The 13,353-nt window shown below is 72.3% G+C and carries 8 protein-coding genes and 1 pseudogene; all 9 read right to left on the reverse strand.

Annotation, left to right across the window (positions count from 1 at the left end; genetic code table 11):
• Positions 1-835 precede the first annotated feature (835 nt).
• Positions 836-2,398, reverse strand: coding sequence for a glutamine synthetase family protein (locus CM1CMNOD_RS03085; protein ID WP_013872211.1), 1,563 nt, complete (start codon positions 2,396-2,398; stop codon positions 836-838).
• 97 nt (positions 2,399-2,495) lie between these two features.
• Positions 2,496-4,403 (reverse strand): IucA/IucC family protein, encoded by a 1,908-nt coding sequence (locus tag CM1CMNOD_RS03090; protein ID WP_157490967.1) that lies wholly within the window; start codon positions 4,401-4,403, stop codon positions 2,496-2,498.
• A complete protein-coding gene (locus CM1CMNOD_RS22775; RefSeq protein ID WP_157490968.1) occupies positions 4,333-4,860 on the reverse strand; it encodes a hypothetical protein in 528 nt (175 codons plus the stop codon). The genes CM1CMNOD_RS03090 and CM1CMNOD_RS22775 overlap by 71 nt, the downstream gene beginning before the upstream one ends.
• Complete coding sequence (locus tag CM1CMNOD_RS03095) at positions 4,857-6,422, reverse strand: lysine N(6)-hydroxylase/L-ornithine N(5)-oxygenase family protein (protein ID WP_013872214.1); 1,566 nt, start codon at positions 6,420-6,422, stop codon at positions 4,857-4,859. Before CM1CMNOD_RS03095 ends, CM1CMNOD_RS22775 begins: the two co-directional genes overlap by 4 nt.
• Positions 6,419-7,147, reverse strand: a complete 729-nt coding sequence (locus CM1CMNOD_RS22780; RefSeq protein WP_237703075.1) for an IucA/IucC family C-terminal-domain containing protein — start codon at positions 7,145-7,147, stop codon at positions 6,419-6,421. Before CM1CMNOD_RS22780 ends, CM1CMNOD_RS03095 begins: the two co-directional genes overlap by 4 nt.
• A gap of 19 nt (positions 7,148-7,166) precedes the next feature.
• Positions 7,167-7,886 (reverse strand): annotated as a pseudogene (locus CM1CMNOD_RS22785) (IucA/IucC family protein); the annotation flags it as partial.
• Between the two features lie 662 nt (positions 7,887-8,548).
• Positions 8,549-10,039 carry a diaminobutyrate--2-oxoglutarate transaminase family protein gene (locus CM1CMNOD_RS03105; protein ID WP_013872215.1) on the reverse strand — a complete coding sequence of 497 codons (1,491 nt, stop codon included), beginning with the start codon at positions 10,037-10,039 and terminating at the stop codon, positions 8,549-8,551.
• A gap of 467 nt (positions 10,040-10,506) precedes the next feature.
• The gene (locus CM1CMNOD_RS03110) at positions 10,507-11,820 is read right to left on the reverse strand and encodes a cystathionine gamma-synthase (protein WP_013872216.1); all 1,314 of its coding nucleotides are present in this window, start codon (positions 11,818-11,820) and stop codon (positions 10,507-10,509) included.
• A gap of 16 nt (positions 11,821-11,836) precedes the next feature.
• On the reverse strand, positions 11,837-13,216 hold the full coding sequence (locus CM1CMNOD_RS03115; RefSeq protein WP_013872217.1) for a cystathionine beta-synthase: 1,380 nt from the start codon (positions 13,214-13,216) through the stop codon (positions 11,837-11,839).
• Positions 13,217-13,353: the final 137 nt, after the last annotated feature.

Here is a 13,353-nt window from a genome sequence, read left to right on the forward strand (position 1 = left end):
AATGTGGGAAGCGTCGGACATGAGCTGGTAAGATAATCCGAAAAATAAAACGGTATACTCGTCATGGTGTTTTCTGTTACCGGCTACAATGTGGAAAAAACCATCGAGACGGCATCGCCGGCCCTTGTCACAACCTCGTTTCACGTTCTAGCCTCAATACCGTAGGAGACCCGCTGGACCGTAACCGGACGCACGATTGGCGACGATCGTGACCAGTTCTCCCGGATGCGGTCGCCCGCACCCGTCGGTGACCGCCCGCTTGTACCGGGACGCCGGCCGCGGCGGCGTGGCCGGTATCCAACTGAATCTTGCGGCAGAGGTGGTGGAGCTGCTGCCGCACGGCTCGCGGGGGCGGCCGTGGACGGATCGGCCGCCCCCGCGAGCGACCCGGGAGCCTGGCTTTCCAGGACGCCGCGCAGGTGGGGCGTGCGGTCCCTGTCCGACGCCTCTGTCCGATTATGCCCAGCCATGCCCGGCCGTTGTCGAAGCCGGCCGGCAATCCGTGTCCGGATATCTGCCGGACCATGCACATGACGGATAGGCGGTCAGGACAAAACCGTTTTCGCGGGCAGCCTCCGGCCCGGAACGGCGCGAAATCCGGATCGGCGCAAAATTTGGAACAACACGGGCACTGGAGCGGCACCCGGAAGGGGACGACCGCCGTGGGCGCCGCGGACGGCGTCGGAACAGCACGGGACCCGGGCCGACGTCCGGTGCGGCTTCGTCGACACCGGTGCCATGGACGATCCGGCTCGTCGGAACCGTACGGGACCCAGTGCGCCGTGCGGGACTCGGAGTAACCGTCCGGCGCTCGTCCCACCGACGTGCCGGTGACTCACAGGCGCTCGAAGGCGCGGCGGCGTTCCCAGTCGGTGACGGTCGTCTCGTAGGAGGCGAACTCGGCCTCGGCGGCGTGCGCGAGATGGTCGACAACGTCGTCGCCGAACGCCGCTCGCGCGATCTCGCTGGAACGCCACAGCCGCTGCGCCTGCCGTAACGTCCTGGGCAGACGCGCCACCCCGGGCGCGGTGAACGCGTTCCCGGCCGTCGCCGGTGGCAGCGCAAGGTCGTTGTCGATCCCGTACAGGCCGGCCGCGATGATCCCGGCGACCGCCAGGTACGGGTTGGCATCACCACCGGGCACCCGATGCTCGATCCGCAGCGAGCGGCCGGAGCCGACGACCCGCACCGGGCAGGTGCGGTTGTCCCGTCCCCAGGCGATACCGGTCGGCGCGAACGAGCCCGGAGCGAGCCGCTTGTAGGAGTTGACGGTCGGCGCGAACAGCAGGGCGAACTCGGCCATGCAGGCGAGCTGCCCGGCCACGAACGACCGCATCAGCTTCGACATCCCGGCGAGATCCGCTCGATCGGCCGCCGCCCGGCCGCCCGGCGCCCGCCCACCGTGGCTCCGGTCGATCAGTGGCCGGCCGGCTGCGGCCCGCTCGGCCGACGTCCGTCCGGGCGGAGCCCAGCCCGCGGACGCCCGCTCGGCCGACTCCTCGTCGGGTGCTGCCCGCCCGTCTTCCAACGGCTCGGCGGCGAACACCGTCGCGCGGTCCCGCCCCCGCAGGGACAGGTGAACATGGCAGGAGTTTCCCTCTCCTTGATCGTATTTTGCCATAAAGGTCACTGCCTGACCGGCCTGCGCGGCAAGGTTTTTCGCCGTCGTCTTGTAGAGGACGTGGTTGTCGCAGGTACTAATCGCGTCGTCGTAGCGGAAGACGATCTCGTACTGGCCCGGATGGACCTCCGCCCGGGCCGACTCGACCCGTACCCCCGCGTCCGTCATGGCCAGCCTGATCGTCCGGACCAGCCCGTCCATCTCGGACGTCCCGATCAGGGAGTAGTCGACGTTGTACCGGGACGCCGGGGTCAGGCCGCCGTACGAGCGGTCGGCCGCCTGCTGGTAGGACTCGGTGAACACCAGGAACTCCAGCTCGGTACCGGCGAGCGCGGCCAGCCCCCGGGTGTAGAGCCGGTCGAGCTGCGCTCGCAGGACGGCCCGGGGCGCGACGCGGACCACGCCGCCAGCCGGCCACCAGGCATCCGCGAACACCACGGCCGAGCGGGGATGCCACGGAGCGCGGCGCAGGGTCGCGAGGTCCGGTACGAGCCGGAAGTCCCCGAAGCCGGTGTCCCGGGGCGCGAAGGCGTAGCCGGCGTCGGTGTCCATCTCGACGTCCACGGCGAGCAGATAGGCGCAGGCGGGCAGGCCGCGCGCGAGCACGTCCTCGATGAAGTGATCCACCGACGCCCCGCTGCCCTGAAGACGCCCCTGCAGGTCGGGAAGGCCCACGAGCACTTCGTCGATGCTGTCCGGGGAACGCGTGGACGCCGCGAGCCGCCGCAGCTCGTCGACGTCGAGGAGGCCGGGATGCCGCCGCGCGGGCCGGTTCAAGCCGGCCGGATGGTTGCGCGCGGCAGCCGGGCCGACGCTCCGACACCCGTCGTCCGGCCGGCCGTCATCCGGATGTTCGTCGTCTCGTTGTCGAGGTTCATCGCCGGGCTCTCTCGGTCTTCGGGGGCCTGCTCTTCGGGGGCACGATGTCGACGGCTGCGTTGTCGGGAGCTGCATTGTCGACGGCTGTGCTGTCGGGGGCCGCGCTGTCGGGAGGTGCGGTGTCGATCGTCACCAGATGCAGGGGACTGGCGAGGCGGCCGTAGCTGACGTCGAATCCGCCGTCTCGGTCGGGCCGGTCGTGGAAGCCGGCGCCGGCGAGCTGTTCCCGGTTGAGGCAGACCCGGTCGAAGGTGGGCGCCAGCAGGTCGAACAGGGCGAACCGGTCGGCATGGTCGGGAAAGGCGTGGTGATAGTTCTCGATTTCGGCGCGGACCAGCGTCCAGAACTCCCGCTCGTCGACACCGAGATGCTCCTCGAGGATGACCGCGAAGAACCGGAAGTGCCCCGCGCACAGTGCCGACAGGATCGAGTGGGCGAGGTCGGCGGCGGGCCAGCGCCGCAGGTACCGCGCGGCGGACGCCGGCAGGCCGGCCTGCTCCGGCCAGCCTGGCCGGTCACCATCGGTGTGGGCGGCGTCGACCAGTTCTATGTCGGCTCCGAAGTCCTTGATCGCTATTCGGGTCGGGACGTCGTCACCGTCGAAGACGAGGACGACGTTCTCGCCGTGCGGGGTGAAGGCGACGCCGTAGACGTACAGGTAGTGCAGCAGCGGCGGCAGCAGGCAGGACAGCAGCGCCCGCAGCCACTCCCGCGCCCCGTGGCCCGAGCGGGCCACCAGCTCGCCGACCAGCGCCCGGCCGTCGGAGCCGACGAGCAGCAACGACGCGAACGTCCGGGCCCGTTCGCCGGCGGCGAGCAGGCTCTCGACCGGCTGCCGCCACAGGACGCCCAGTAGCTCGTGGAAGCGGTACGGCGCACGCGCCAGCTCCCCGTACGCGCTGTGGGTGACGGTGGCCCCGGCGACCTCCGGCAGTGGAAGCACCCGTGTGACGTCCCGCAGGAACGCGTCGGCGTCCCGGATGCCGACGAGCCAGGCGGAGGTGTCCGGGCCGGCGTGGGCGTCGTCGGCTGACATCCCTCGCCACACCAGTGTGTTACGAATCATTAGCGCAAGTTTGACATTGAACCGTGCTGGACGGTCGATGTTCACCAAAGTACGCACAGATTGTAGCGGAAGGTAGTGATCTGGTGTCTCGCCGAGCAGTACCAACCGGCCGGTCGCGATCTCGGCGGTGAACAGCGGCGCGATCACGTGTTCCCACTGCCAGGGATGCACCGGCAGCCAGACGTACTCCTCATGGGTGGCGGCCGGCTCCCCCTGGGACGGAGCCTGTTCCTCCCAGCCCCGGCCATCCGGCGGATCAGCCACCGGTTCTCCCCGGGGCGGAGCCGGCCGTGCCGGAACGGTGCCCGGCTCCGCGGACCGGCCGTCGTCACGGTCCGTCCCAGCCTCCGCGCCGCTGCCCGCGGTCGCGAGCCGGGTTGCCAGCGTCGTTGCGAACGCGGCCCGGGTGGACGGGTCGAGCTCGGCCGCCAACAGCCGCCGCTGGGTGAGAACGCCGCCACGGGCGTCCTGGTCGTCCGCATCGGCCGGTCCGGCACCGCCGGATCCGGCGGTCGTGAAACCGGCGGTCGTGAAGGTGGCCAGCTCCGGATGCGCGGCTACCCACAGCAGCCGCAGGGGGGTGGCCGCCTCCGGGGTGTAACGGCCCGCGTCGGTGAGACCGAAGCCCAGCCGTCCCTTGTTCGCGACCATGCACGGATGCCCGGTGGCGAAGCCCTCGAGCTCGGTGTAGGTCGCGTCCGCGAGCTCGGCGGCGGGGCGGGCTGCGGCGAGCAGCCGCACGTCGGCGGCGTGCGTCGCGGTCAGTTCACGGACGACGTCCGCGGTGACGTCGTCCGGCCAGCCCAGCAGACCCACGGCGTCCAGGACGAAACGCACCGGGTCGTCCGCTGGGACCGGGCCGCGCGACGTGGCGTACCCGCCGGGATCCGTTGGCGCCGGATCGTCCGCGGGGGCCGACCGGCCACCAGGCCGGCCCGCCCGGCCGGCCGGGCGGGCCCGCGCGACGTAGCGAGGCGGCATCCAACCACCAGGTGCCGAACGTGCCGCGGCGGGCGGTGAACGTGTAGCTGACATCACCGCAGGCCAGCCGGTAACCGGCCGGTTCACCGCGCCCGACGCGCGCCGCCGGGGGCGTAGCTGTGGACAGGTCCGCCGACTCGGTCACGCCCGCGAGGTTCGCGGTACCCGCCGGGCTCGCGGGATTCGTCGCGTCCGTCGGGTTCGCGGTGCTCGCGACGGACTGCGGGTGCAGCAGTTCCTCGTAGGAGAACTCCGCGATCAGCTTTGCCAGCAGGGCCTGCCCGGCCGCCCGCCACAGATGCGGCCGGCTCACGGCCCGTTCCCGTCCGTCCACTGCCCACCTCCGCCGGTTGGCGCGGGCACGTCACCGCGCCGCGGGCGCACGGCCGGGCCGGCAGCCGGCCCAGCCCCCGGGTCCGTCGATCCGGCCGCCGGACCGGTGGTCGGCCGGGACGCGCCAGAAGCAGGACCGGGGCCGGGCGCCGGCGCGTCGGTGGGCGCGCCGAAGGTCGTGAAAGCCGATCGTGGCGGGACGCGGTAGGCCGTGCCGTCGGTCAGGTCGTCGAGGATCACCGCCGCCCGCCAGGCGCCCAGGCCGAGGTCTGGCGTGCCGACCCCGTGGGTGTGCAGTTCGGCGTTCTGGACGTAGATCCGTCCGCTGACCCGCGGCACGGTCGCGAGCCGGTAGGCCGCGTCCACCTGGTATCGGCCGGTGTCGTCGAGGTCGAGCAGGTCCGCGACCGGGCCGAGCAGCGTGGGCCGGCGGGCGGCGTACCCGGTCGCGAGCACGACCCGGTCGGTCTCGACCGTGAACACGCGGTCCTGCGGGACGTGCCGGCAGGCCAGCCTGATCCGCCCGGCCGCTGTCCGCGTCCCCGACTCGATCGTGACGTGGGGCAGCAGGGCCGCGTCCACGGCCGCGCCGGCGACGGTCCGCTCGTACAGCAGATCGTAGATCTCCGCGATCGTCTCGGCGTCGATGCCCTTGTACAGCTGCCACTGGGTGGGCAGGAGCGCGTCCTTGGCCGGCTGGTCCAGACCGTGGAAGTACCGGACGTAGTCGGGTGTGAACTGTTCCAGGCCCAGCTTGGAGTACTCCATCGGGGCGAAGGCCGGCGTCCGCGTGATCCAGTGCAGGGTCTGGCCGGTTTCCGGCTGGGCGCGCAGCAGGTCGAGGAAGACCTCCGCGCCGGACTGCCCCGAGCCGACGACGGTCACGTGCCCGGCGCCGGCCAGGGCGGCCCGCCGCGTCCGGTACTCGGCGGAGTGGAACACCTCCGGTCCGAGCAGCCCGGTGAATGCCGCCGGCACCGACGGTTCGGTCCCCACCCCCAGCACGATGTTGCGGGCCAGCACCGTCCGGGTGGTCCGGGCAGCGAGGGTGTGGCCGTCGGCCTGGGCACTCACCTCGACCTCGAACAGCCCGGTGTCCGGACGCCAGCGCAGCGCGTCCACCCGGGAGCCGAAACGGGTGGCGGCCAGACCGGTGGCCACCCAGCGGCAGTAGTCGTCGTACTCCTGCCGCAGCAGGTGGAAGCGTTCGTGGAAGTAGAACCGGAACAACCGGTCGTGCGCGTGCAGATAGGACAGGAACGACCAGCGGCTGGTCGGGTCGGCGAGGAAGGGCACCTGCAGTCGGGTGCCCGGCAGCAGCAGGCCGGGATGCCAGGAGAACCCCGGCCTGGCCTCGAAGAACCGGGTGCGCAGCCTGGGCAGCCCGTCGGCGAGCGCGGCCAGCGAGAGGTTGAACGGCCCCAGCCCGACGCCCACCAGGTCGAACGGCTCGTCCCGTTCGCCCGGCTCGTCCTGCCCGCACCGTTCGTCTGGCTTGTGTTGTTCGTCTGGATGGTTCTGGTTGGACGGTCGGGTGCTCACGATCCGAGCTCCGTGACGAGCGGGTTGGGGATGTCGACGTACAGCGACTGGGTGGCGACCGGGCCGGCCAGTTCGTCGCGCCCGTCGACCGCTGTCGCGAAGTTCGCCTTGCAGCGCAGGACGGGGGAGTCCAGCAGCAGGCCGAACAGGCCCGGTGCGGTCACACCGTCGGCGCCCAGGTCGGCGCGCATGCGCACCAGCAGGGCGCGCACGGCGGCCAGCAGGTGGGTCTCGTCCGCCCGGCCGGCGGCGCCCAAGGCGCCGATCACCCCGAACACATTGTTGATCATAACATAGTAGAGCACCCGTTCGTCCACGAGGGCGTTGTCGAAGATCGCGGCGAGCCCGTCGCCGAACCCGGGCACGGCCCGGCGGACGGCGTCCGCGTGGGACGCGGCGACATAGTAGCCCTGACTGTCGCGGTACCAGCCGGCCGTGGGCCGGCCGTGGTCGTCCAGGGCGACCAGGCAGTTCTGCTGGTGTGCCTCCAGGCCGACCCCGTGGCGCGCGTACAGGTCGAGCGCCGGCGCGGCGACGACCCGCAGGTAGCGGGCGAACCAGTCGGCGGCGACCTCGGCGGCGGGCCGTCCGGCCCGTGCCGCGAGCCCGTCGACGATCCTGACGAGCATGGACGGGCCGGGGTCGGTGGGGTCGGTGGGGTCGGCGCGCACGGTCCGGGCGGTCGGCGACCAGCCCGGCCACGCACACCACCCGGTCGTCCACACCGAACGGGTTCACCCGGATCGCGCTGTCCAGCCCCAGGCCGGACACGCTCGCGGCCCCCGGGGCCGGACTCCCTGCGCCCGGAGGATCGAGGCCGACCCACGCCGGCTCCTGGAGCAGATGGAAGTCGGGATGGGCGCCGGCCAGCCAGTCCCGCAGGCCCGTGTCGAGCAGCGCGCTGATCTGGGCGCCCAGCTCCAGTTCGTCGCGCAGGTTGATCCGGCGGGAGTTGGTGATCCGCATACCCAGGGAGAGCTTGATCATGACTGGTGCGTCCGGCCGCCACACGGTGCGCAGCGACGCCGTCGGATACCACGGTGGCCCGGCCGGGCCGAGAGCCACCAGCAGACCATCGGCGATCATGGCGGTGACGTCCGGCCGGGTGCGCAGGTAGCGGGCCTGCCAGGGGTGTGCCGGCAGGAGCAGGTAGCCGGCAGGGGCGACAGGCAGGTCACGGTCGGGCAGCAGGCGGCGTAGGAGCTCCGCCGGGCCGCGGCCGGCGATCGTCCCGCCCGAGGCCGCCACCGACGGGTGGGCGGCGAACCAGTGCAGGGCAAAGGAGCCATATAACTCTGGAGAGTATGTGGCCAGCTCCTCCGCTGACGCACCTTCGCGGCTCTTCGCCGTCGGATGGAACGGATGCCCGGTTATCAGCGCCTGTTCGGCGACGAGGAACAGCGCCGTGCCAGCCGCGTCGCCCGCCGCGTCCGGCATGGTGGACGCGCCCGCCCCGGCCGGCATGGCCACTTCGGCTGGTGTGCCCGGTCCATCCGGTCCATCCGGTCCATCCGGTGGCACGACCGGACCAGATGGCGTGGCCGGTGTGGTCGGCCTGGCGGGCCCTCGGCGGGTGGTGGCGCGGGCTTCGATGTGCACGGCGATCCGCCGCAGCGAGTCGATGACGCGGCCGAGGCAGTCCGCGCCCGCCGACGGCGGCAGCCCCTGCCGGCTGGCGATCTCGCGGACGAGCAGGGCAGCCAGCAGCCCGGCGTCCACCGGTGGACCTCCCACGGCCGGGTCTCCTACGCTCGGACGCCGCGTGGCCCGGCCGCCCGTGGCTGGAGCTTCCCCGATCGGGTTCCCCGCGGCCGCGGCTTCCGTGGTCGGGCCGCTGATGGTCGGCGGGCCGAAGCGATGCCAGCCGCAGGGCGAGCGGTAGCGGACGGGCACCTCCAACGCCAGTCCGGAGGCGGGCAGACCGATCCGCAGCGGGCCGCCGTGGCGGTCCACCGCGATCCCGTTCTCCCGAACCCAGCAGCGCAGCAGCGTCTCGATGACCCGGGCGTCCGCGGCGGTTGCCGCGGCCGGGCCCGGCAGACCCGGCAGGTCAGACCGATCAGGTGCCGGCCTGTCCGGCGTCCCCGTGGGCGCGCCGCCCAGGGCCGGTGGTACAGGGACGGGCTTCACCGGGGCGGGGAGGCTGCCGCGGTGAGGGCGTCGGCGAGGATGGCCAGTACCCGGTCGGCCTCGGCGTCAGTGATGGTCAGCGGCGGGAGCAGCCGCACCACCGCGTCGTGGCGCCCGCCAAGCTCGACGATCAGGCCTCGGGCCAGGCACTCGGCCCGGACACGGGCGGCCAGGTGGGGGTCTGCCGGCCGGGTACCGAGGGCGTCCGGGGCGGCGTCGGGATCGACCACCTCCAGGCCGATCATGAGCCCGAGTCCGCGGACATCTCCCACGCAGGGCCGGCCCGCGGCGATCGTCCGCAGGTCGGCCAGCATCCGGGCGCCGACCTCGGCGGCGCGCAGATCCAGGGCTTCGGAGCGGACGAAACGCAGGGTGGCGGCACCGGCGGCCATCGCGAGCTGGTTGCCGCGAAACGTGCCGGTGTGCGCGCCGGGGGTCCAGCCGTCCAGCTCCTCCCGGTAGGCGATGACGGCCAGCGGCAGGCCGCCGCCGATCGCCTTCGACATGACGATGACGTCCGGGGTGATGCCGCTGTGCTCGACGGCCCAGAACGCGCCCGTGCGCCCCACCCCGGTCTGGACCTCGTCGAGGATCAGGGGGATGCCCCGCTCGGCGGTGATCCGGCGGATCGCCCGCAGCCAGTCGTCGGGTGCGGGCACCACCCCGCCCTCGCCCTGCACGGCCTCGACGATCATCGCGGCGGGCTGGGTCACTCCGCCGCACGGGTCGTCCAGGAGCCGTTCGATGTACTGGATGGACAGCCGCGCGCCGTCCGGGCAGTCCCCGTCGGTGGCGCCCACGCCGAACGGGCAGCGGTAGGGGTACGGGTAGGGCAGCCGCACGACCGTGCCCACCGGCCGGAGACGTTCCTTGATCGTAACGTTGCCGGTGACGGCGAGCGCACCGGCCGTCATGCCGTGGTAGCCACCGGTGAACGCCAGCAGCGTCTCGTGCCCGGTGACCGTCTGGGTCAGCTTGAGCGCAGCCTCGACCGCGTCCGCGCCGCTGGGCCCACAGAAGTGCAGCTTCGCCGAGGTCGCGAGGTCACCCGGCAGGCAGGACAGCAGCTCGGCGGTGAACGCGTCCTTCTCGGGGGTGGCCAGGTCGAGCACGTGCAGCGGTGCGCCGGAGTGGAGCAGCCCGCGGATCGCCTCGTGGACGACGGGATGGTTGTGGCCGAGCGCGAGGGTGCCGGCGCCGGACAGGCAGTCCAGGTAGCGACGGCCGTCCGCGCCGATCACCGTCATGCCCTCGGCGTGGACGGGGACGATCGGCAGGTTCCGGGCGTATGTCCGCGCGGACGACTCGCGTCGGCGCTGCCGGGCGAGGATTCCCTCGGGCGCACGTGCCCGGCCGTCGGCGTTCGGCACGCCATGGCCGTCAGCGGGGTCGCCAGTGGGGCCGCCGGTGGGGCTGGTCGTGGGGTCAGCATGGGCGCTGGGTCCCGAAGGGCCGGCGGATCCGGAACTGATGGCGGATATCGTCAAGAAAGCGACTCCCGTCCGGTGGCCTGGGCTCCTTGAGTGATCCGGTCCGAGGGTTCAGCTGTGGGGCCTAGGCGGATGGCCGGGTCCGAGGGCCCGGGTCCTGCGGACCTTTCCGGTCGGCGGAGCCGATCCGGCGCGGTACCTCGGGCGCGGGCAAGGGTGTTCCCGCTCGATCATGCCACCTGCGAGCTTCCGTTGGGTTCAAGGAAGCCTAGCCTAAGCAGCTGTTGGCAGGGGGATGCGAACCGTGGGTGTAATCATCCTCTCGCTCGCCGCAATCCGACGATGAACCCTGCCGGTGCGGCAACGCCGAGCTCACACGGTGCCCGCGGGGCTGGCCACAGCCCGACGGCACAGCCCGACGACACGGCGGAAGCCGTAGGTGAAAACCGTCACCCCTCCAACGGCAGCCACCTACGACCGAACGAGGCGTAGGTGGAAAACGCTGTCGGGGTGACGGAAACCACCTACGGATCCCGGCGGTCGGGGAGGGCTTCGGTGAGGTCCTCGAGCAGGTCGTCGATCGACTCGATGCCGACCGACAGCCGGATGAGGTTCGCGGGCACCTCCAGCGGAGAACCGGCCACCGAGACGTGCGTCATCCGCCCGGGATGCTCGATGAGCGACTCGACGCCGCCCAGGGACTCGGCGAGGGTGAACACCCTGGTCCGCCGGCACACCTCGACCGCAGCCTCCTCGCCCCCGCGCAGGGCGAACGACACCATCCCGCCGAAGTCACGCATCTGCTTCGCCGCCACCTGGTGGCCCGGGTCGTCCGGCAGGCCCGGGTAGTGCACGGCCGCCACCGCGGGATGCCCCGCCAGCAGCTCCGCGACGCGGCGGGCGTTCGTGCAGTGCCGGTCCATCCGGACCGCCAGGGTCTTCGCCCCCCGCAGCACCAGCCAGGCATCGAACGGGCTGGGAACCGCCCCGGTGGCGTTCTGGATGAACCGCAGCCGTTCCCCCAGCCCCGGGTCGGCCACCACCGCGGCGCCACCGACGACGTCACTGTGTCCGCCGAGGTACTTCGTGGTCGAGTGGACCGTCACGTCGGCACCGAGGGCCAGGGGCTGCTGCAGGTACGGGGTGGCGAAGGTGTTGTCGACGACGAGCAGCGCGTCGGCGGAGTGCGCGATATCGGCCAGCGCGGCGATGTCGGAGACACCCAGCGTCGGATTCGTCGGCGTCTCGGACCACAGTAGCCGGGTACGGCCCGGGCGGATCGCCGCCCGCACCGCGTCGAGATCGTTCAGCGGCGCCGGGGTGTACTCCACGCCCCACTCGGCGAGCACCCGCGAGAACAGTCGGTAGGTGCCACCGTAGGCGTCCAACGGGATCACCGCGTGGTCGCCGGGTCGGCACACCGTGCGCAGCACCGCGTCCACGGCGGCCATACCGGAGGCGAAGGCGAGCCCCACCGCACCCGCCTCCAGCGCGGCCAGGGAGGTCTCCAGCGCGGTGCGGGTCGGGTTGGACGAGCGGGCGTACTCGTACGCCCCGCGCGGGACCCCGACAGCGTCCTGCGCGAACGTCGACGACGGGTGGATGGGGACGACCACCGCGCCGGTGACGGGGTCGGGGTCCTGTCCCGCGTGGATCGCCACCGTCTCGAAGCCGGTACCGGCCCAGGCCTCGGCGCCGGCCGGCCATGCGCCGACGGGCGCCGGGCGGCGCGGGCCGTCGGCACGGGCCGCGGAGCCGTCCACACCGGTTACCGCGTTGTCGGCCACAGGATCGTTGGCCACAGGATCGCTGGTCACAGGATCGTCGGCGCTGGTCATGGGCTCCTCGGTGGGGTTACGGGGTGGCCAGGAAGCTGAGCAGGTCGGACCGGGTGAGGATGCCCACGGGGTTGCCGTCCTCCAGCACGAGCACGGCCGGCGCGGCGCCCAGGGCGCTGACCAGCACCGACAGCGGCTCGCCGGCGCCCACCGTGGGCAGCGGCGGCGACATGTGCGCGGCCACCGGGGCGTCGACGGCGGTCCGGTCGGCGAACACGGCCCCGAGCAGCTCCAGTTCGATGACGGCGCCGGCCACCTCGGCCGAACGCAGCGGCGGCTCCTGGCGGACCACCGGCATCTGGGAGACGTTGTACTCGCGCAGATAGGAGATGGCCGCGCCGACGGTTTCGTCGGGATGCACGTGTACCAGGTCGGGCGGGCTGGTCGCGTCGGAGGACTTGCGGGCCAGCACTTCGGCGACCGTCGGCTCGTCCGACGGACGGTCGAGAAAACCGTAGTCGTACATCCACTCGTCGTTGAAGATCTTCGACAGGTAGCCGCGGCCGGAGTCCGGGAGCAGCACCACGACGCAGCCGTCGGCGTCCAGCTCCCGGGCCACCCGCAGCGCGGCGACCACCGCGAGCCCGCAGGAGCCGCCGACCAGCATGCCCTCGCGGCGGGCCAGCTCCCGGGTCATCAGGAACGAGTCGCGGTCGCTGACCGCCTCCACCCGATCGACCACCGTCTTGTCGTAGGTCGTCGGCCAGATGTCCTCGCCGACTCCCTCCACGAGGTAGGGCCGCCCGCTGCCGCCGGAGTACACCGACCCCTCCGGGTCGGCGCCGACGACCTGTACCCGCCGGCCGCTGACCTCCTTGAGGTAGCGGCCGGTGCCACTGATCGTCCCGCCGGTGCCGATACCGGCGACGAAGTGGGTGACGCGCCCGTCGGTGTCCGCCCAGATCTCCGGGCCGGTGCTGGCGTGGTGCGCGGCGGGGTTGTGCGGGTTGGAGTACTGGTCCGGGCTCCACGCGCCGGGCGTCTCGGCGACGACGCGGCGGGCGACCGAGTAGTAGGAGCGGGGGTCGTCCGGGGCGACCGCGGTCGGGCAGACCAGCACCTCGGCGCCGTAGGCCCGCAGCACCGCCTGTTTCTCTTCACTGATCTTGTCGGGCATGGTGAACACGCAGCGGTAGCCGCGGGCCGCGGCCACGATCGCCAGCCCCACTCCGGTGTTGCCGCTGGTCGGTTCGACGATCGTCCCGCCCGGCCGCAGCTGCCCGGCGGCCTCCGCGGCGTCGATCATTGCCAGGGCGATCCGGTCCTTCACCGACCCGCCCGGATTGACGTACTCCAGCTTGGCGAACACGGGTGCGGCAATACCCGCGGTGACCGCGTTCAGCCTGATCAGTGGAGTTCCGCCGACCACCGCGGCCAGGTTCTCGTAGACACGCATGCGCCGCCCTCACCTTCGCCGCCGAGGTCCTGAGCCGCCGCTGGGCTCCCAGCGTACGCAGCCGAAGCGCCCGCCGCAGGGCAAGCCGCACAGTGTCGCGGAGGCCGCGGAAATCACAGATGATCACACGGGTTGCA

The sequence above is a fragment of the Protofrankia symbiont of Coriaria myrtifolia genome, from assembly GCF_900634755.1.
GTDB lineage: Bacteria > Actinomycetota > Actinomycetes > Frankiales > Frankiaceae > Protofrankia > Protofrankia coriariae.

Excerpts from the sequence above, each read along its gene's own strand:
- CM1CMNOD_RS03110 (WP_013872216.1), bottom strand. The coding sequence starts at position 11,820 with ATGACCAGCGCCGACGATCCTGTGACCAGCGATCCTGTGGCCAACGAT.
- CM1CMNOD_RS03115 (WP_013872217.1), bottom strand. The coding sequence starts at position 13,216 with ATGCGTGTCTACGAGAACCTGGCCGCGGTGGTCGGCGGAACTCCACTG.